The following is an 18,358-nucleotide window of genomic DNA, read 5'->3' on the forward strand; positions in this document are numbered from 1 at the left end:
GGTCATCCACGCCCAGGGCGGTCCTCGTTCTGAGCCACCCAGTCGAGTGTCTCCCAGTCGGGGGTCATCTCCGGCTCCCACGCGACATCGGTGTAACCGCTGGAGACCCTCCACCGCACGTCGCCAACGGTCCCGGTCCGGACGTTCTCCAGTTCAGGGTCCATGGGGCAGGAATACCGGTCCACCACCTGTGCGACGCACACCGTGTAGACGCCCTGGAGACGCCGATTCACGTCCATGATGAAGGTGCTGGCCTCACCTTCGGTCGGCAGCACCCCGGCAGCGGACACGAACAGTTCCTCGGGGAGTTCCTTCGGGACCAGCACCAAGCCGCTCGGGCCCGCCTCCCGCAACTGGGGAGGCAGGTCCACCGGAGTCGGCGTGTCGGGCGCGATGCACCCGGCAGTCCCGGTGAGAAGAACAGTGCAGAGCAGGGCAAGAACCGGCCGCGCTCTCATCGGGTCACCCAAAGGGGTGTTCACCACCTCCATGACTCCCTGGGGCGCCGCCCCATCACGCCTGCTCATGCAGGACACACTGCTCGTCCCGCGGGACCCCGTCCATCCACCCAGGGGGGTGTTGACGGCGGCGGGCCAGGAAGGTCAGCCCACGCCTCAGCGCGCCTGCACCACCGGGGTCAGCGCCCCGGCGAGGTCGGCGTTGATGCGCGCCACCAGGTGCGTGCCCTCGGGCAGGTGGCGCTCCGCGAGCACCTCGCCCTCGGAGTGGATGCGGGCCACCAGGTCGCCGCGCTCGTAGGGCACCACCACGTCCACCTCGATGTCGGGGCGCGGAAGCTCGGACTCCACCAGCTCGCGGAGCTCGGTGATGCCCTGACCGGTCCGGGCGGAGACGGCGATCGACCGCTTCTCCGCGCGCAGCAGGCGGGCCACCACCTCGGGGTCGGCGGCATCGGCCTTGTTGATGACGATGATCTCGTTCATCCCGCTGGCGCCCTGCTCGTCGAGCACCTCGGTGAGCACCTCGCGCACCGCGGAGATCTGCCCCTCGGGGTCGGGGTGGGATCCGTCCACCACGTGGAGGACGACGTCGGCCTCGGCCACCTCCTCCAGCGTGGAGCGGAAGGCCTCCACGAGCTGGTGGGGCAGCGAGCGCACGAAGCCGACCGTGTCGGCCAGCGTGTAGGCGCGCCCGTCGGCGGTCTCGGCGCGGCGGACGGTCGGGTCCAGGGTGGCGAAGAGCTGGTTCTCCACGAGCACCCCGGCCCGGGTGAGCCGGTTGAGGATCGAGGACTTCCCCGCGTTCGTGTACCCGGCGATGACCACCGAGGGCACGTGGTGCGAGCGCCGCGAGGAGCGCTTGGTGTCCCGCACCGTCTTCATCTGGGCGATCTGCTTGCGCAGGACGGACATCTGGTGGTTGATGCGGCGGCGGTCGAGCTCGATCTTCGTCTCACCCGGGCCCCGGGAGCCGATGCCCTCACCGCCGGCGACCCGTCCACCGGCCTGGCGGGACATCGACTCACCCCAGCCACGCAGGCGCGGCAGCAGGTACTGCAGCTGGGCCAGCTCCACCTGGGCGCGACCCTCGCGGCTCTTGGCGTGCTGGGCGAAGATGTCCAGGATCAGCGCGGTGCGGTCCACGACCTTCACCTTGATGACGTCCTCCAGGGCCCGGCGCTGGGAGGGCGCGAGCTCGGAGTCGGCGATGACCGTGTCGGCCCCCTCGGCGGCCACGATGTCCCGCAGCTCCTCGGCCTTGCCCCGGCCCAGCCAGGTGGCGGGGTCGGGCTTCTGCCGACGCTGGATCACCCCGGTGAGCACCGTCGAGCCCGCGGTCTCGGCCAGGGCGGCGAGCTCGGCCAGGGAGTTCTCGGCCTCCTCCGTGGTGCCCTCGGTCTGCACGTGGGCCAGGACGACTCGCTCGAGGCGGACCCGGCGGTACTCGACCTCGGTGATGTCCTCCAGCTCGGTGGAGAGGGAGTCGACGCGGCGGAGTGCGCGGCGCTCCTCGCGGTCGAGCTGTTCGCCGTCGAACTCCTGCCACTGCTCGGCGCCGGGCCGCAGCTCGCTCTCCTCGGCGAGGGCCGCGGCACGGCCGAGCTCCTGGGGCGGGTTCTGGGGGGTGTGGGTCATGGTCTCCTTCGAGGCGTCGGAACCCAGAGGGTCTCACCGCGTCAACGCAGGACGCCACTGATTTGTGCCCCACCGGCCGGGGGCGGCCCGGATCGGCGGGACCCGGCTCACTCCACCAGCCCGGCCCACTGCTCCATGGTCTGGTCCTCCTCGGCCAGCTGCCGCGCCAGCTGCGGGCCCACGTACCGCCAGTGCCAGGCCTCGTAGCGGTATCCCGTCTCGGCCTGCCGGTCCTTCGGGTAGCGCAGGATCCAGCCGTGCTCGGCGGCGTGCTGGGTGAGCCAGCGGCCGCGCGCGTTGTCGGTGACCGGATTCGGGAACTTCGGCATGTCGGCGATGTCGACCGCCAGGCCGGTCTGGTGCTCGCTGCGCCCGGGAGCAGCGGTGTAGACGAAGACGTGGTCGGGGTCCTTCGCCTCGTACTCCTTCCAGGTCCTCTGCTGCTCGTCGTAGGAGCGGTAGGCGGCGTTGAGGCGCAGCTCGACGCCGTCGGCGGCAGCGGCCGCCCGCAGCGCCTCCCAGGCCCGGGCAGCCTCCGGGGCCAGTCGCATGGTCGGCTGCTTCTCCAGGGCCGATCCCGCCACCTCCACGAGCTCCGGCTCGTAGTCGGCGGGCAGGGCGTTGACACGGTTCACGATGGTCCACGGGGTGACGACGGTGACCTCGTGCGGGGTGATGCTCTCCGGGTGCAGGTAGTCCCCCCGGTAGTGGGCACCCCCTTCCCCGGGTGCGGGGTGCGGCTGCGGGTCACCCTCCGGGTGGGGCAGGCCGGTGGTGGGGCGCGACGACGGGCTCTCCTCGGGCTGACCCCCACCGGGGGATCCCTCCCCCGGCGCGTCGGGCGGGTCCACCTCGGACGCGGAGGGCTCACCCTGGCCGGGGCCCTCGGAACCGTCCGGGGAGGTCCCCGCCGCCCCCTCGTCCCCGGGCGACTGCGGCGACTCCTTCGACGGGGGCGTGGACTGCGCCGACCCGCTGCCACCCCCGCAGGAGGTCAGCCCTCCCAGGGCGAGGACGGCGAGTGCCACGCTGGTCCGGCTGGACCAGCGTGGCGCTCCGGGATCGTCGCTTCCGAACATGCCCCGAGGGTAGGCACGGGCCGCCGGGCGCGCGTCAGTCCCCGGGTTGAGTTGTGGCCGGCGCCTCGGGGCGGCGGCCGCCCGACGGTCCCGCTCAGCGGACGATGCTGCCCATCACCTGCTGCTGGGCCGAGGCGAGGGCCGACCCGCCGGTCCGGCCGGTGTCGACGATCGGGCCCTCGGACCCCTCCGCGGGCTGCAGGGTGCGCGTGTAGAGGACCGCCCCCTCGGCGTCGCGCAGGGAGACGGTGAAGGAACCGGCCTCGTCGATGGCGACGTGGCCGAAGAACTGGTTGCCCACGCGCGGCGACTCGTTGGGCTCCCCGGCGTGCTTCACGAAGTCCAGGTGCGGCCCGAAGGTGCCGTCCAGGTCGTTGGGGCCGAAGGTGCCGGCGTTGATCGGCCCGGCCACGAACTCCCAGAAGGGGTCGAACTCGGTGAAGGCGGCCCGCTCCGGCGAGTAGTGGTGGGCTGCGCAGTAGTGCACGTCCGCGGTCAGCCACACGACGTTCTGGATGCCGGCGTCCTTGATCGCCTTGAGCACCCAGGCGATCTCCTGCTCCCGGCCCAGCGGCTTCCCGGCGTCGGCGTTGCCGACACCCTCCTGGGCGAGGTCGCCGTCGGGCACGACCAGGCCGATCGGCAGGTCGGCGGCGATGACCTTCCAGGTGGCCTGCGAGCGCTTGAGCTCGCGGATCAGCCAGTGGCGCTGCTCGGCACCCAGGATCGGGGTGAGGCGGTCCTCGGTGTTGGCGGTGTTCTCGCTCTTGTGGGTGCGCATGTCCAGGCAGAACACGTCGAGGTGACGGCCGCGGGCCACCTTGCGATGGATGCGGCCGCCGCCCTCCGGGGTCCACGGGCGGCGGCCCTTGCCGTCGGCCAGCGGCTGGTACTCGAAGAAGGCCCGGCGCGCCTGGGCAGCCAGCACGTCCACCCGGTTCTCGCGGTCGTACAGCGGGTCGTCGAGGATCTCGCCGGGGTACCAGTTGTTGGTGGTCTCGTGGTCGTCCCACTGGGCCAGCACCGGCACGTGGGCGTACATGGCCCGGATGTTCTCGTCCATGAGGTTGTAGCGGTGGCGGCCCCGGAAGTCGCCGAGCTCCTGCGCCACGTGCGTCACCTCGTCGATGAGCAGGTTGCGCCACACGTGACCGTCGGGCTCGATGACGGTCTCCTCCATCGGGCCGTCGGCGTAGATCGTGTCACCGGAGTGGATGAAGAAGTCGGGGTCGGTCGCGGCCATCGCCGCGTAGGAGCGCATCCCGCCCAGCTCGGGGTTGATGCCCCAGCCCTGGCCCGCGGTGTCCCCGGTCCACACGAAGGTGGTGGCGCCGGAGGCCTCGTCGGCGGTGCGGAAGGAACCCGTGACGCTCTCACCCTCGCGACCCTCGTCGTCGGCGAAGGAGACGGTCACCTCGTGGTGGGCGCCGGGGGTGAGGCCGGAGAGCTGCAGCTTGGCCGTGCAGTCGCGGGTCGGGTCGGTCCAGGGCCCCTGCAGAACGGTGGGCTTCGCGCCCTCCGTGGCGATGCGGACGATCATGCGGCCCGGCCGGTCGGCGCGCGACCAGACGATGCCGTCGGTGGCCGAGACGTCACCGAGCTGGAGGCCGGAGGTGAGGGCGGGGCGGTCGGTGACCAGGCCGGCAGCGCGCGGAGCGGTGGCCTGGCCGAGGGCACCGGCGGTCACGAGGCCGGCGGATCCGGCCAGCAGGGTGCGGCGAGAGGGGCGGGGGGCGTCGGTGATGTGCATGGTCGGCATGCTGCCGGGCCCGGGTGACGCGCCCGTGTCCGGCACCTGTCCGCTGCGTAACCTTTCGGTGTGAACTCCTCCCCCGAGCACTACTTCAGCGCCGAGCCGGCCACCCCCGAGCAGCGGCGCACGCTCACCGTGCGCCTGGCCGGGAGAGAGCTCCAGGTGGTGACCGCCGGGGGGATCTTCTCCCCCGACCACGTGGACCACGCCACGGCCTTCCTGGTCGAGCACTGCCCGGTGCCGGAGGGGCTCGTGGCCCGGGCCGCGGAGACGGACGGCGCCGAGGGTGGCGCGCCGGTCACGCTGCTCGACATCGGTTGCGGGTGGGGCCCGATCGCGCTCGCCCTGGCCCTGCAGGCCCCCGGCGCGGCGGTCTGGGCGGTCGAGGTGAACCAGCGGGCCGCCGAGCTGGCCCGGGAGAACGCCCACGCCGCCGACCTCCTGGCCGCCTCCCCCGGCGCACCCGGCATCACCGTGGCCACCCCGGACGAGGTGCCCGCCGAGGTGACCTTCGACGGCATCTGGTCCAACCCGCCGATCCGCGTCGGCAAGGAGGCCCTGCACGGCATCCTGCGGCAGTGGATCCCGCGCTTGGCCCCCGGGGCGAGCGCGTGGCTGGTGGTCGGCAAGCAGCTCGGCGCACCGAGCCTCCTCACCTGGCTGAACCGAGAGTTCAGCGAGAAGCCTTCACCGTACGAACTGAAGTCCGGGGGCTTCACTGCGGAGCGCGTCGGTCGGCACAAGCAGTCCTGGGTGCTCGAGGTCACCCGGCAGGACTGAGCCACCACCCTGCCCCCGGGCGACCCGTCCACCACCCTTCAGGCCAGCTGCTTCTCCCAGATGCCCTCGATGCTCACCGGGCGATAGCCCAGCGCCTCGTTGATCGCCAGCATGTGGACGTTCTCGCCGGCGTTCCACGTGTGGATCCGCTCCACCTGCGGCCACTCCTCCCCGAGCCGTCGCAGTGCCGCGAGCTTCACGAGCATCCCGAGCCGGTGACCGCGGTGCTCGGCGGCCACAAGGGTGTCCTCCTGGTAGGCCGCCTGCGGGCGCCGCCGCGGGGTGGCCAGGTAGGTGTAGGCCACGGCCTGCCCCGTCTCCCGGTGCCGGGCCATCGCGAAGATCGTGCGCATGCCCGTCTCCTCGCGTCGCTGGTCGTTCTCCGCCACACGCTCCGGTGTCCAGACGGCCTCGTCCCGCTCGGTGTCTCCGTGCGGGAGGTCGGTGCTCATGCGGCGGTACAGCTCGCACATGCCCTCCACGTGCTCCGGCGGGGTGGTGCCGGCCCAGGTGACCACCTCGTAGTCCTGCACGAAGGGCTCGATCTCACGCTGGAGCTCTCCGCAGCGGACCAGCCCCTCGGCCGGCACGAGCTGCGAGTGCGTCTCGGTCTGCACGAGTCGATAGCCCTGGGTCAGCGGGAAGGCCACCGAGGCGCCCCGGCGGTCGAGCACCCCGTACCCGGTCGGCGCCTCGAGGGCGTGCTCGCCGGGCAGGTCGGGCGTCGGGATCTGCGCGGAGTAGGAACCCAGCAGGGTGCGCCCGTGGCGATGGGCGATGTCCTCGGCGGCACGGTGCAGGGCCGCCCCGACCCCCTGCCGCCGTGCCTCGGGCAGCACCCCGAGGTCGAGGTCCAGTCGCTCGGTGTCCTCCTGCAGCGGCGCACCGCAGTGCACCGACCCGAGCAGGCGGACGCCCGGATCCACGTCACCCCGACCCGGCACGAGAGGCAGGCCGGAGGACTCGTCGGCCGGAAGGTCGCCGGCGGGGAGGCGGTCCAGGGCCACGACCATCCAGTGGCGCCGAGAGGGCCCGGGCTGGAGCGCACGCAGCACACCCTCGGCGTCGTTGCCGGTGAAGTCGTCGTGGCCGAGGAGCTCGCGGCCCAGCGCGGCGTCCTGCTCGATGAGCTGCTCGGTGAGGTGCGAGGGCGGGGCGTCGGCGGACGAGACGTCCAGGACGGCGAGGGTGAAGGTCTGCGTCATGGGAACATCCCAGCAGGCTCGCGCTGCCGGGCACCACTGATTTTCCGTGGCCCCGGCCTCAGCCGTCCGCCACGGCCGCGAGCGCCTGCTCCACCAGGCCCTCCGCGTCGTGCTCCAGCCACACGATCCGCGGGTCGGGCCGGTACCAGGCGCGCTGCCGCCGGGCCAGCCGCCGGGTGGCCTGCTGGGTGTCGGCGATCGCCTCGGCCTGCGTCATCTCCCCGTCGAGCTGCGCGAGGGCCTGGGAGTAGCCGATCGCCCGCCGTGCCGTGCGTCCCGGCCCGGCCCGCAGCCCCACCGCGTCCAGCGCCCGCACCTCCTCGAGCAGGCCGGCGGCCCACATCCGCTCCACCCGCGCGTCGATGCGGGGGTGCAGCACCTCGTCGTCCGCCCGGAGCCCGATCAGCACGCTGGGCACGAGGAACTCGCGGGTCGGCATCGTCGAGGAGAAGGGCCGCCCGGTGAGCTCGATGACCTCCAGCGCCCGCACGATCCGCCGGCCGTTGCGCGGCTCGATCCCCTCGGCCGCCCGCGGGTCGAGCCGCTGCAGCTCCCCGTACAGCCGCTCCACACCCTCGGCCTCCAGCCGCTGCTCGAAGACCGCGCGCACCGCAGGGTCGGTCGGCGGGATCTCCAGCCGATCCAGCAGCGCCCGCACGTAGAGGCCGGTCCCCCCGGCCACCACCGGCACGTTCCCACGTTCCCGGATGCCGGCGATGTCCCGCCTCCCCTCCTCCTGGAAGCGCGCCACCGTGGCCTCCTGCGTGACCTCCAGGACGTCCAGCTGGTGGTGCGGGATCCCCCGCCGCTCAGCCACCGACAGCTTGGCGGTGCCGATGTCCATCCCCCGGTAGAGCTGGGAGGCGTCGGCGTTCACCACCTCCCCGCCGAGCCGCTCGGCCAGCGCCAGCCCGAGATCCGACTTCCCGGTGGCCGTCTGGCCCACGACGGCGACGATCGGCACCGGACCGGCCAGCGGGTGGTCGCGGTCGGGGGACGGGGCGCTGCACATGCTCACACCGCCATTCTCCCGCACGGAGCACGACGACCCGGGGCCTAGTGTGAATCCCATGACCTCCTCCCGCATCGAGCTCCACGTGGTCGCCGACTCCACCGGCGACACGGCCGCCCGCGTGGCCCGCGCCACCGCCGCCCAGTTCCCCCACAGCGACGTGCACATCGTCCGCCACCCGCGGATCGGCACCGAGGAGACCCTCCGCTCGGTGCTGGGGCGCATCGAGGAGGCGCCCCGCCCGGTGGTGGTCTTCTCGACCATCGTGGACGACGAGCTGCACGCCCTCGTCCACGAGCTGGCCCGGCGGGCCCGTCTCGAGCACGTCGACCTGCTGGGGCCGGCGCTCAAGGCGGTCGAGCGGGTCAGCCAGCGGGAGGCCGAGCACGTGGTCCGCCCCGTCGGGATCGGCGCCGACTACTTCACCCGCATCGCCGCGATGGAGTACGCCGTGGCCAACGACGACGGCAACCCCGACCAGCGCCTGGACCTGGCGGACATCGTGCTCATCGGCGTCTCCCGCTCCGGCAAGACGCCGCTGTCCATGTACCTGGGCTACCTGGGCTACAAGACGGCCAACATCCCGCTGGTCAACGGCATCGAGCCGCCCGAGCGCCTCTTCGACGTGCCGCGGTGGAAGGTGGTGGGTCTCACGATCGACCCGACGCGCCTGGCGGACATCCGGGAGCGCCGGGTGAAGACCCTGGGCGGGCAACAGGGCAAGGACGGCTACGCCGACGTGCTGAAGATCTACGAGGAGCTCGACCACGCCGAGGCAATCTTCCGCCGGGTCGGCTGCCCCTCCATCAACACCACCCAGCTGGCCCTCGAGGAGTCGGCGGGCAGGGTCATTGAGATCATCGAGCAACGCCGGGTTACGCTGGGCGGGTGACCCGCGTCACGGCCTCCTGGCCGCCCGGGGATCGACCTCGCCACAACGACGTGACACGGAGGACCGCATGACCAGCGGCACGACCAAGTACATCTATGACCTCTCCGAGGGCGACCTCTCGATGAAGCCCCTGCTGGGGGGCAAGGGAGCGAACCTCTCGGAGATGATCAAGCTCGGAGTCCCCGTGCCGGACGGCTTCACGGTCACGACCGAGGCCTGCGTCGACACCATGAACAACGGCGGCGAGTGGCCGGCCGACCTGTGGGGCCAGGTCACCGACGCCCTCGCGCGCTTCGAGGAGCGCGTCGACCGCCGCCTGGGCGACGCCGAGAAGCCGCTGCTGGTGTCGGTCCGCTCCGGTGCCGTCATCTCGATGCCGGGCATGATGGACACGATCCTCAACCTGGGCATCAGCGACGAGACGGTCGGCTCCCTGGCCGCCGAGTTCGGTGAGCGCTTCGCCTGGGACACCTACCGGCGCTTCATCCAGATGTACGGCGACGTCGTCGAGGGCGTGCCGCACCACGCGTACGAGGACGCCCTGACTGCCCTCAAGGCCGAGCGCGGCGTCGAGAACGACCCCGACCTGACCGCCGAGGACCTCAAGGGCCTGGTCGAGACCTTCAAGCAGGTCTCCCGCGAGCACATGGGCGAGGAGTTCCCCACCGACCCCAAGGAGCAGCTGAAGCGCGCGGTCAACGCCGTCTTCGCCTCCTGGGACACCCCCCGCGCCGGCATCTACCGCAAGTCGCAGGGCATCCCGGACGACCTCGGCACCGCCGTGAACGTCATGCAGATGGTCTTCGGCAACCGCGGCGAGACCTCCGCCACCGGCGTCTGCTTCACCCGCAACCCCTCCACCGGCGCCAAGGAGCTCTACGGCGAGTTCCTCCTCAACGCCCAGGGCGAGGACGTGGTGGCCGGCATCCGCACCCCGAAGCCGCTGGCCGAGATGGAGTCCGTGCTCCCCGAGGCCTACGCCCAGCTCCTGGACACCATGAACCGTCTGGAGGAGCACAACGGCGACATGCAGGACATCGAGTTCACCGTCGAGGACGGCAAGCTCTTCCTGCTCCAGACCCGCAACGGCAAGCGCACCGCCCCCGCGGCCTTCAAGATCGCCGTCGACATGGTCACCGAGGGCAAGCTCGACAAGGCCGGTGCCCTGAAGCGCATCGAGCCGGCCCAGCTGGACCAGCTGCTCCACCCCGCCATCGACCTCTCGCACGGCAAGACCCCGGTCACCAAGGGTCTCAACGCCTCCCCCGGCGCGGCCGTCGGCGAGGTCGTCTTCGACGCCGAGACCGCTGCCGAGCGCGGCAAGGCCGGCGACCGCGTGGTGCTCGTCCGCTGGGAGACCACCCCGGACGACATCGCCGGCGTGATCGTGGCCCAGGGCGTGCTGACCGCCCACGGCGGCATGACCTCCCACGCGGCCGTGGTGGCCCGCGGCATGGGCAAGCCCTGCGTGGCCGGCGCCTCCAAGATCAAGATCGACGCCGAGGCCAAGACGCTCACCATCGGTGAGAGCGTCCTGCGCGAGGGCGACATGATCACCCTCGACGGCACGACCGGCGAGGTCTACGCCGAGGCGCTGGACCTGGTGCCGCCGCAGCTGAACGACGACTTCCAGACCATCGTGGGCTGGGCCGACGAGATCCGCCGCATGGACGTGCGGGCCAACGCCGACACCGGCGCGGACGCCGCCAAGGCCCGCGAGTTCGGCGCCCAGGGCATCGGCCTGTGCCGCACCGAGCACATGTTCATGGAGGCCGACCGCCTCCCGGCCGTGCGCAAGATGATCCTGGCCGAGTCCGACGAGGCCCGCACCCAGGCGCTGGCCGAGATCCTGCCGCTGCAGCAGGAGGACTTCGAGGCGATCTTCGACGCGATGACCGGCCTGCCGGTGACCGTGCGCCTGCTCGACCCGCCGATGCACGAGTTCCTCCCGAACCTCGTGGACCAGTCGCTGCTCGTGCAGCGTCTGGAGCTCGAGGGCCGCGGCGAGGACGATGCCGAGCTGGCCGAGGCCCGCACCCTGCTCGCGCAGGTGAAGAAGCTCACCGAGCAGAACCCGATGCTCGGCACCCGTGGTGTCCGCCTCGCCCTGCTCTACCCGGAGATCCCGGCGATGCAGACCCGCGCCATCGTCCGCGCCGCCCTGGCCTCCAAGGCCCGGGGCAGCGAGCCGCAGGTGGAGATCATGGTGCCGCTGGTGGCCTTCGCCGAGGAGCTCAAGCGGATGCGCGCGATCATCGAGGAGACCATCGCCGAGGAGCTGCAGGCCGCCGGTGAGAGCATGGACTTCCCCGTCGGCACGATGATCGAGCTGCCGCGCGCCGCGGTGACCGCCGACCAGATCGCCGAGCACGCCGACTTCTTCAGCTTCGGCACGAACGACCTGACCCAGACCGGCGTCGGCATCTCGCGTGACGACGCCGAGGGCGCCTTCCTCGCGCACTACATCGACGAGGAGATCGTCGAGGGCAACCCGTTCGGCTCCATCGACCGCGACGGTGTCGGCGGCCTGGTGGGCATCGGTGCCGAGAAGGGCCGCTCCACCCACGCCGACCTCAAGCTCGGCGTCTGTGGCGAGCACGGTGGCGACCCGGCCTCCATCTCGCTCTTCGAGGAGCTGGGCCTGAACTACGTCTCCTGCTCCCCGTACCGCGTGCCGATCGCCCGCTTCGCCGCGGCGCGGGCGGTGCTGGACGCCCAGGAGGGCTGAGCCACGGAGTCGGTGAGGGGCCCCACCCGAGAGGGTGGGGCCCCTCACCCGTGTCCGCCCGCAGGAGCGGCTCCCGGACCCGGCACCACGGGCCTCTCCCCCCGCTCGTGGGAGCTCTGGCTACCCTCCGGAGGCGATGCACACGCACCGCCGACACGATCTCGACGCACTCAGGGCCTTCGCGATGTTCCTGGGCGTGGTCATCCACGCGTGTGCCGACTTCGTGCCCCACTACGCCACCGCCGACCGGCTGGCACCCCTGGTCCTCGACGCCGTGGTCGACCTCATCCACGGCTTCCGGATGCCCTTGTTCTTCGCCGTCTCCGGCTACTTCACCGCCCTGGTCTGGCAGCGACGAGGCCTGGGGAGCCTGCTCCAGCAACGGGCCCGCCGAGTGCTCCTCCCCCTGGCCCTGTCCCTGGTCACCGTCCGGCCGGCCCTGGAGTGGTCCTTCTACCTGGGACGCGTCCTGGCCGGGACGGACCCCGGCCCGGTGCCGGCTTCCGCCGGCTTCCCGGTCAGCCCGACCACCAGCGGCATGGCCCACCTGTGGTTCCTGTGGATGCTGTGCTACCTCGTGGTGGCCTTCGCAGCGCTGGTGGGGCTGGGGCGCGTGGCCAGGAGGCTGGCGCCACGGACCACCCGGGCGCTGGCCCGCCCCGGGCTCTTCGTGGTGGCGATGCTCGCCCTCAGCGTGCTGATGCAGTTCCTCATGCCCACCGGGCAGTTCGGTCCGGCCTACACCGACCGGCTGCTGCTGGACCTGGTCGTGGTGGGCTACTACGGCTGCTTCTTCGGCGCGGGCGCGGCCTGCTACGCCCCCGCCGGGCATCTGCCGAGCTGGCTGCTGACCGCCCAGGCCCGATGGCCGCTGTGGGGGGCGGCGGCCCTGGTGAGCCTCAGCACCGGGCGGTCGCTGCCGGTGGAGCACCCGGTGTCGCAGGCGGCCCAGGTGGCCTTCGCCTGGCTGACCATCCTCATGCTCACGGGCCTCTTCCAACGAGTCTTCGCCGGGGAGCGTGGAGCCGACCCGCGGGTGCGCTGGCTGGCCGACGCCTCGTACTGGACCTATCTCGTCCACTTCCCCGTGGTGCTCGTGCTCCAGGGCCTGGTGGGCGGCCGTGGGCTGCCGTTCTGGGTGACGGTGCCGGTCGTCCTCGTCGGGGCGATGGTCATCTGTCTGGTGAGCTACCAGTACCTCGTGCGGTACACGGCGCTCGGTGCCCTGCTCAACGGCTGGCGGAGCCGGGAGTCGGTCCGGGGTGCGGCGCACCCACGGGCCGGGACCGCCTGATCAGGAGTCGGTGGCGCAGGGAACGACCGTCACGTCCGGGGCGGGCGGCTGCCCGATGCTCGGCATGCCCAGGCCGACGGCCGGCTTCTTTGCCGGCATCCCCTGCGCCCGCTCCCACGCGTCCCCACCGGGGGTGCGGCGTACGGAGAAGGTGCCGCCCTCGACCGCGGAGTCCGCGATGAGATTGTGTGGCGCTCCGTAGGTGACCTCGACGGTGACCATGTCGCCCGGACGGGGACGATCGGCCTCCGGCAGGTCGGCCGGGAGGGCGAAGTGGACGAGGCGGTTGTCATCCGCGCGTCCGGACAGGCGCCGGGTCTCGGCGTCCTTGCGCCCCTCGCCGGGAGCCACCAGGACCTCGACGGTGCGCCCCTCCTGCTTCCGGTTCTCCTCCCAGGATATGCGCTCCTGCAGCTCGATGAGCCGGTCGAAGCGCTCTTGGACGACCTCCTTGGGGATCTGGTCGGGCATGGTCGCCGCCGGCGTCCCCTCGCGGATGGAGTACTGGAAGGTGAACGCGCTGGAGAAACGGCTGGCCTCCACCACGCGGAGGGTCTCGGCGAAGTCCTCCTCGGTCTCCCCGGGGAAGCCGACGATGAGGTCGGTGGTGATCGCCGCGTGCGGGATCTGCTCGCGGACCTTGTCGAGGATCCCGAGGAACTTCTTGCCGCGGTAGCTGCGGCGCATGTCCTTGAGCACCTTGTCCGAGCCGGACTGCAGCGGCATGTGCAGGCTCGGCATGACGTTGGGGGTCTCGGCCATGGCGTCGATGACGTCGTCGGTGAAGGCCGCCGGGTGCGGGGAGGTGAAGCGCACCCGCTCCAGGCCCTCGACCTCGCCGCAGGAGCGCAGCAGCTTGCTGAAGGCCTGACGGTCGCCGAACTCCACGCCGTAGGTGTTGACGTTCTGGCCCAGGAGCGTGATCTCCACGACGCCCTGCTCGACCAGGGCGCGCACCTCGGCCAGGATGTCGCCGGGGCGACGGTCCTTCTCCTTGCCCCGCAGGGACGGGACGATGCAGAAGGTGCAGGTGTTGTTGCAGCCCACGGAGATGGACACCCAGCCGGAGTAGGCGGAGTCGCGGCGGGTGGGCAGGGTGGAGGGGAAGGTCTCGAGGGACTCCAGGATCTCCACCTGTGCCTCGCGGTTGTGGCGAGCACGCTCCAGCAGCACCGGCAGCGAGCCGATGTTGTGGGTCCCGAAGACCACGTCCACCCACGGCGCCTTCTGGACGATGGTGTCGCGGTCCATCTGCGCCAGACAGCCGCCGACGGCGATCTGCAGGTCCGGGTTGCGGAGCTTGGCCTGCCGGAGCTGCCCCAGGTTGCCGTAGAGCTTGTTGGCGGCGTTCTCCCGGACCGCGCAGGTGTTGAACACCACCACGTCCGCCGTCTCGGGGCGCTCCGCGGCCTCCAAGGCGGCCAGGTCGGTGTACCCGGCTCCCTCGAGCAGGCCGGAGAGGCGCTCGGAGTCGTGCACGTTCATCTGGCACCCGTGGGTGCGGACGTCATAGGTCTTGGGAGAGGCGCTCATACTCCGGGCGATTCTACGCGGCGGTGTCGGGGACCCCGGCCGTCGCGCCCTGCGCGGGGGCTCGGGGAGCGCTCCTGCCACGATGGGGTCATGAGCGATGTCATCAAGATCAATGCCATCACCGTGCCCGCCGACTCCGGTGACGAGCTGGCCCGCCGCTTCGCCGCCCGGGCGGGAGCCGTCGACGGGCAGCCGGGCTTCAAGGGATTCGAGCTGCTGCGCCCTACCGACGGCCGCAACGTCTGGCTGGTGGTGACCCGTTGGGAGGACGAGGCCTCCTTCGAGGCGTGGACCTCGGGCCGCGACTTCCAGCGCGCCCACGCCGAGGGTGGGTCCCCGCAGACCCGGGGTGACGCCGCCGCCGACGAGCAGGCGGCGCCGGAGCAGGAGGCCCCGCGCCAGAAGCCGGTCGGCATGAGCGCCGAGCTGTGGTCCTACGACGTGGCCGGCGGCTCCGCGGGCTGACCCGCCTGCTCGGCGCCGCCCGGTCCCGCCCCAGGCGACCCCGGGCGGCGCCGGGCGCCCGCCCCGGTGACGCCGGGTGCCCCGGGGCGGGTGTTCAGTCCCGCTGGTGCTCGGGGTCCTGGTCGAGCGCCTCCCGGATCACGGAGTAGGCCAGCTCTCCCGGATACCCCTTGCGTGCCAGCATCCCGGCCAGTCGACGGGTCTTCACCTGTCGGTCCAGCCCGCTCATGGTGCGCAGCTTCTTGGCCACGAGCTCCTCGGCGCGGGCCCGCTCCCCGTCCGCGGAGAGCTCCGTCGCCAGGGCGTCTCGGGCGATCTCCTCCGGGACGCCCTTCTTCCGCAGCTCGTGGGCCAGTCCCCTCCGAGCCAGCCCCCTTCCCTGCTGCTGGGAGCGCACCAGCATCTGCGCGTAGGCGGCGTCGTCGACCAGCCCGACCTGCTCCATCCGGTCCAGCACCTCGGCCGCCACGGCCGGCTCGCAGCCCCGCTGGGCGAGCTTGTCCTCGAGCTGCTTGCGGCTCCGAGGGGCGGCGGCGAGCTGGCGCAGGACGATAACCCTGGCCACCTCGTGGGGGTCCGCCCCGGCGTCCTGCCGGGCCGGGTCCTCCGGGGCGGGAGCACGCGGGGCGGGGGGTGCACTGGCTCCCGCCACACCAGCCCCCGCGGACGCGGACAGCTCCTCCCCCGCCGCGATGCGCCGGAGCGACTCCATGTCCACCTCGCCACTCCGCACCGGTGACGGCCCCGGCTCGCCATCACCCGCAGGCAGGGCCGGACCCCGACGCGGGGTCGACGCGTCGGGGTCCGGGGTCTGGGGGGCGTGGTTCACGCCATGGCTCCTCGCTGAGCAGTCAGCACGGTCAGAAGGTCACCTCGACCTCACCGGCCTCGCCGGCCAGGGCGGCCGCCTCTGCGTCGACCTCCTCGACCGGGGCGTTCGGGTCGATCCCGATCCCGAGCTTGGTCTTGATCTTGCGGTCCAGCTCCTCGGTGAGGTCCGGGTTGTCCAGCAGGAACTGTCGGGCGTTCTCCTTGCCCTGCCCGAGCTGATCACCCTCGTACGTGTACCAGGCACCGGACTTGCGGATGAAGCCGTGCTCCACCCCCATGTCGATGATCCCCCCCTCCCGGGAGATGCCATGACCGTAGAGGATGTCGAACTCCGCCTGCTTGAACGGCGGCGAGACCTTGTTCTTGACGATCTTGGCGCGGGTGCGGTTGCCGACCGGCTCGGACCCGTCCTTGAGCGTCTCGATCCGGCGCACGTCGATGCGGACCGAGGCGTAGAACTTCAACGCCTTGCCACCGGTGGTGGTCTCCGGGGAGCCGAACATCACGCCGATCTTCTCGCGCAGCTGGTTGATGAAGATGGCCGTGGTCCCGGTGCTGCTCAGCGCACCGGTGATCTTGCGCAGGGCCTGGCTCATGAGCCGGGCCTGCAGACCCACGTGGGAGTCGCCCATCTCCCCTTCGATCTCGGCCCGCGGCACCAGCGCGGCGACCGAGTCGATGACGATGATGTCCAGCGCACCGGAGCGGATCAGCATGTCCGCGATCTCCAGCGCCTGCTCACCGGTGTCGGGCTGCGAGACGAGCAGGTTGTCGACGTCGACCCCCAGCTTCCGTGCGTACTCCGGGTCCAGGGCGTGCTCGGCGTCGATGAAGGCCGCGATGCCACCGGCCTTCTGCGCGTTCGCCACGGCGTGCAGGGCCACGGTGGTCTTTCCCGAGGACTCCGGACCGTAGATCTCGATGACCCGGCCACGCGGCAACCCGCCCAGCCCGAGCGCGACGTCGAGCGCGATCGACCCCGTGGGGATCGTGGCGATCGGTGGACGGACGTCGTCCCCGAGGCGCATGACCGCACCCTTGCCGTGCTGCTTCTCGATCTGGGCCATCACCGTGTCCAGGGAGCGCGCACGCTCCGTGGCCGGGTCGACCGGGGCATTCCGGGCCATGTCCACCACTTCCTTCTCGCTCGTGTCGTGCGCGCCCACCTTCGACGCAGGCTCCTCCGAGCGCTTCGCGATGGTTGATCCCCACCCGTCGAGCTCGGTCTGCGTCAGACGCTAGGGCCACGCACCGACAACCTCCGCCCAGCAGGTGTTCCCCTGTGGACGAGCCGGCGGGCGGGCCGTGAGAAGCACGATACAGAACATCTGTACGACATTCAAGCGACGTGCGTACACCCCCGTGGGCCCCCGTCGCCGGTCCCGCCGGGAGGGCTCAGCGACGGGACGGCGCGTCCACCCCCCAGTAGCGCTCCGGCGGCACCTGGAAGTCCTCACAGAGCTGGTCCCAGACCGCGCGGGGAGGCAGCCCGTCCGCCAGCGCCTCGTCCACCGTCCGCCCCGCGGCGACCCCCCTCCCAGAGAGCACATGACTCCCCCGGAGGTGCCCGGCCATGACGCTCCCGAACTCTCCGGTCAACAACTCCTCGAACTGGCTCTCACGCACGGTCACAGCCTCGCACGGCAGCGGCCCTCGAGTGCTCAGGACCCCCTGGGCGAGCCCTGGGTGAGGGACCACACAGTGCACTTCCTGCACCGCACGAGAATGCGGATTCTCCGCTCCCGGAAAGTCCCTCTCCCCGGTTCTGTGCGTGCATTCGCCAGTTCGTCGTGGTCGGGTTGAAGCAGTCGGGCAGAGACGCTGCCCCACACCGCACAGGAGTTCACGATGAACCGGAAGACGACGGCACTGCTGCTGGCAGCCGCCCTCACCCCGGCCGCGGGCACCTCGACCGCCGTGGCCGCCCCCGCGGCCCCCTCGGTGGTCACCGCGGGTGACGCCGCCTCCGACGCCACGGATGCCGCGGGGGACGCTGCGGGTGACGCCACCGACGCAGCCGGCGAGGTCGCCGACGAGGCGGAGAGCAACGCCGGCAAGTGGGCCATCTGGGGCCTGGCGGGTCTGGCAGGCCTCCTCGGCCTCCTCGGCCTCCTCAAGCGCCGCTGACCCCCCCTGACGACACCGACGACCGTTCACCCCGAACACCAAGGAGTCACATCATGCGTACGACCCGTTCCATCGCCCTGATCATCGCCCTCGCCGCCACCCCGCTGGCCGCCGCGGCCCCGACCCACGCCGCCGCCGAGGCCGAGTCCGTGGCCACCGAGGCCACCGACGGCGGCGAGGAGACCACCGACGCCGAGCCCACCCCGAAGGAGGACGAGGGCGGCGACAAGACCGGCCTCTGGGGCCTCCTGGGTCTGCTGGGTCTGGCCGGCCTCCTGGGTGGCAAGAAGAAGAAGGAGGTCGACGTGCGCACCGCTGACCACGTGCGCACCACCGACCGCACCCCGAACCGCACCACCACGGTCCGCGACGACCGCCGGGACGACGTCGTCATCGACGACCACACCCGCCGCGACGGCGTGACCGACGTCCGCCGCGAGGGCGTCGACTACGACGACCACCGTCGCAACGACGGCCTGCAGGGCCGCGTCGACGACCGCTTCGGTGACGGCGACGGCCGCCTCGACGGCGACGACCTCAAGGGCAACAACCGCCGCTGATCA

17 protein-coding genes are annotated in these 18,358 nt (G+C 71.9%); 7 read left to right on the forward strand and 10 right to left on the reverse strand.

Translation table 11 applies throughout. From position 1 onward, the window contains the following. Positions 1-2: 2 nt before the first annotated feature. The 4 genes from CFT82_RS02300 to CFT82_RS02315 form a co-directional block, all read right to left on the reverse strand. Positions 3-527, reverse strand: coding sequence for a hypothetical protein (locus CFT82_RS02300; protein WP_143469455.1), 525 nt, complete (start codon positions 525-527; stop codon positions 3-5). Between the two features lie 87 nt (positions 528-614). Next, on the reverse strand, positions 615-2,096 hold the full coding sequence (hflX, locus tag CFT82_RS02305) for a GTPase HflX (RefSeq protein ID WP_088817469.1): 1,482 nt from the start codon (positions 2,094-2,096) through the stop codon (positions 615-617). Between the two features lie 107 nt (positions 2,097-2,203). Next, positions 2,204-3,175 carry a D-alanyl-D-alanine carboxypeptidase family protein gene (locus CFT82_RS02310; RefSeq protein ID WP_088817470.1) on the reverse strand — a complete coding sequence of 324 codons (972 nt, stop codon included), beginning with the start codon at positions 3,173-3,175 and terminating at the stop codon, positions 2,204-2,206. A gap of 94 nt (positions 3,176-3,269) precedes the next feature. Beyond that, positions 3,270-4,925 (reverse strand): alkaline phosphatase D family protein, encoded by a 1,656-nt coding sequence (locus tag CFT82_RS02315; RefSeq protein WP_088818282.1) that lies wholly within the window; start codon positions 4,923-4,925, stop codon positions 3,270-3,272. Positions 4,926-4,994: 69 nt separating this feature from the next. Between CFT82_RS02315 and CFT82_RS02320 the strand changes: the two genes are divergently transcribed. Further along, entirely contained in the window at positions 4,995-5,708 is a 714-nt protein-coding gene (locus CFT82_RS02320; protein ID WP_088817471.1) for a class I SAM-dependent methyltransferase, read from the forward strand. A 38-nt stretch (positions 5,709-5,746) separates the two neighbouring features. On the opposite strand, the gene CFT82_RS02325 is transcribed toward CFT82_RS02320, so the two are convergent. Beyond that, positions 5,747-6,913, reverse strand: coding sequence for a GNAT family N-acetyltransferase (locus tag CFT82_RS02325; RefSeq protein ID WP_088817472.1), 1,167 nt, complete (start codon positions 6,911-6,913; stop codon positions 5,747-5,749). Between the two features lie 58 nt (positions 6,914-6,971). After that, the gene (miaA, locus tag CFT82_RS02330) at positions 6,972-7,925 is read right to left on the reverse strand and encodes a tRNA (adenosine(37)-N6)-dimethylallyltransferase MiaA (RefSeq protein WP_088817473.1); all 954 of its coding nucleotides are present in this window, start codon (positions 7,923-7,925) and stop codon (positions 6,972-6,974) included. Positions 7,926-7,983: 58 nt separating this feature from the next. Between miaA and CFT82_RS02335 the strand changes: the two genes are divergently transcribed. The 3 genes from CFT82_RS02335 to CFT82_RS02345 all read left to right on the forward strand — a co-directional run bounded on the left by CFT82_RS02335 (position 7,984) and on the right by CFT82_RS02345 (position 12,839). Then, positions 7,984-8,817, forward strand: a complete 834-nt coding sequence (locus CFT82_RS02335) for a pyruvate, water dikinase regulatory protein (protein WP_088817474.1) — start codon at positions 7,984-7,986, stop codon at positions 8,815-8,817. Positions 8,818-8,884: 67 nt separating this feature from the next. Next, positions 8,885-11,545, forward strand: coding sequence for a pyruvate, phosphate dikinase (gene ppdK / locus CFT82_RS02340; RefSeq protein WP_088817475.1), 2,661 nt, complete (start codon positions 8,885-8,887; stop codon positions 11,543-11,545). 136 nt (positions 11,546-11,681) lie between these two features. Next, positions 11,682-12,839 (forward strand): acyltransferase family protein, encoded by a 1,158-nt coding sequence (locus CFT82_RS02345; protein ID WP_088817476.1) that lies wholly within the window; start codon positions 11,682-11,684, stop codon positions 12,837-12,839. Here CFT82_RS02345 and miaB read toward each other — a convergent pair whose 3' ends face one another. Next, a complete protein-coding gene (gene miaB, locus CFT82_RS02350) occupies positions 12,840-14,372 on the reverse strand; it encodes a tRNA (N6-isopentenyl adenosine(37)-C2)-methylthiotransferase MiaB (protein ID WP_088817477.1) in 1,533 nt (510 codons plus the stop codon). A gap of 90 nt (positions 14,373-14,462) precedes the next feature. Between miaB and CFT82_RS02355 the strand changes: the two genes are divergently transcribed. Beyond that, complete coding sequence (locus CFT82_RS02355; RefSeq protein ID WP_088817478.1) at positions 14,463-14,837, forward strand: antibiotic biosynthesis monooxygenase family protein; 375 nt, start codon at positions 14,463-14,465, stop codon at positions 14,835-14,837. A gap of 94 nt (positions 14,838-14,931) precedes the next feature. Here CFT82_RS02355 and CFT82_RS02360 read toward each other — a convergent pair whose 3' ends face one another. From CFT82_RS02360 to CFT82_RS02370, 3 genes are all read right to left on the reverse strand, one after another. Beyond that, entirely contained in the window at positions 14,932-15,666 is a 735-nt protein-coding gene (locus CFT82_RS02360; protein WP_234994236.1) for a regulatory protein RecX, read from the reverse strand. 31 nt (positions 15,667-15,697) lie between these two features. Then, on the reverse strand, positions 15,698-16,795 hold the full coding sequence (recA, locus tag CFT82_RS02365; RefSeq protein ID WP_088818283.1) for a recombinase RecA: 1,098 nt from the start codon (positions 16,793-16,795) through the stop codon (positions 15,698-15,700). A gap of 268 nt (positions 16,796-17,063) precedes the next feature. Beyond that, positions 17,064-17,294 carry a DUF3046 domain-containing protein gene (locus tag CFT82_RS02370; RefSeq protein WP_088818284.1) on the reverse strand — a complete coding sequence of 77 codons (231 nt, stop codon included), beginning with the start codon at positions 17,292-17,294 and terminating at the stop codon, positions 17,064-17,066. Between the two features lie 222 nt (positions 17,295-17,516). On the opposite strand from CFT82_RS02370, the gene CFT82_RS02375 reads away from it, so the two are divergent. After that, positions 17,517-17,795: a hypothetical protein gene (locus CFT82_RS02375; RefSeq protein ID WP_088817480.1), complete on the forward strand. Its 279-nt coding sequence runs from the start codon at positions 17,517-17,519 to the stop codon at positions 17,793-17,795. Positions 17,796-17,848: 53 nt separating this feature from the next. Then, complete coding sequence (locus tag CFT82_RS02380; protein ID WP_088817481.1) at positions 17,849-18,355, forward strand: WGxxGxxG family protein; 507 nt, start codon at positions 17,849-17,851, stop codon at positions 18,353-18,355. The last annotated feature ends 3 nt before the right edge of the window (positions 18,356-18,358 follow it).

The sequence above is a fragment of the Kytococcus aerolatus genome (assembly GCF_900187395.1).
GTDB classification, from domain to species: Bacteria; Actinomycetota; Actinomycetes; order Actinomycetales; family Dermatophilaceae; genus Kytococcus; species Kytococcus aerolatus.

Excerpts from the sequence above, each read along its gene's own strand:
- CFT82_RS02355 (WP_088817478.1), top strand. The coding sequence starts at position 14,463 with ATGAGCGATGTCATCAAGATCAATGCCATCACCGTGCCCGCCGACTCC.
- hflX (WP_088817469.1), bottom strand. The coding sequence starts at position 2,096 with ATGACCCACACCCCCCAGAACCCGCCCCAGGAGCTCGGCCGTGCCGCG.
- CFT82_RS02300 (WP_143469455.1), bottom strand. The coding sequence starts at position 527 with ATGAGCAGGCGTGATGGGGCGGCGCCCCAGGGAGTCATGGAGGTGGTG.
- miaB (WP_088817477.1), bottom strand. The coding sequence starts at position 14,372 with ATGAGCGCCTCTCCCAAGACCTATGACGTCCGCACCCACGGGTGCCAG.
- CFT82_RS02380 (WP_088817481.1), top strand. The coding sequence starts at position 17,849 with ATGCGTACGACCCGTTCCATCGCCCTGATCATCGCCCTCGCCGCCACC.
- CFT82_RS02345 (WP_088817476.1), top strand. The coding sequence starts at position 11,682 with ATGCACACGCACCGCCGACACGATCTCGACGCACTCAGGGCCTTCGCG.
- CFT82_RS02315 (WP_088818282.1), bottom strand. The coding sequence starts at position 4,925 with ATGCACATCACCGACGCCCCCCGCCCCTCTCGCCGCACCCTGCTGGCC.
- CFT82_RS02310 (WP_088817470.1), bottom strand. The coding sequence starts at position 3,175 with ATGTTCGGAAGCGACGATCCCGGAGCGCCACGCTGGTCCAGCCGGACC.
- recA (WP_088818283.1), bottom strand. The coding sequence starts at position 16,795 with ATGGCCCGGAATGCCCCGGTCGACCCGGCCACGGAGCGTGCGCGCTCC.
- CFT82_RS02335 (WP_088817474.1), top strand. The coding sequence starts at position 7,984 with ATGACCTCCTCCCGCATCGAGCTCCACGTGGTCGCCGACTCCACCGGC.
- CFT82_RS02375 (WP_088817480.1), top strand. The coding sequence starts at position 17,517 with ATGAACCGGAAGACGACGGCACTGCTGCTGGCAGCCGCCCTCACCCCG.
- ppdK (WP_088817475.1), top strand. The coding sequence starts at position 8,885 with ATGACCAGCGGCACGACCAAGTACATCTATGACCTCTCCGAGGGCGAC.
- miaA (WP_088817473.1), bottom strand. The coding sequence starts at position 7,925 with ATGTGCAGCGCCCCGTCCCCCGACCGCGACCACCCGCTGGCCGGTCCG.
- CFT82_RS02325 (WP_088817472.1), bottom strand. The coding sequence starts at position 6,913 with ATGACGCAGACCTTCACCCTCGCCGTCCTGGACGTCTCGTCCGCCGAC.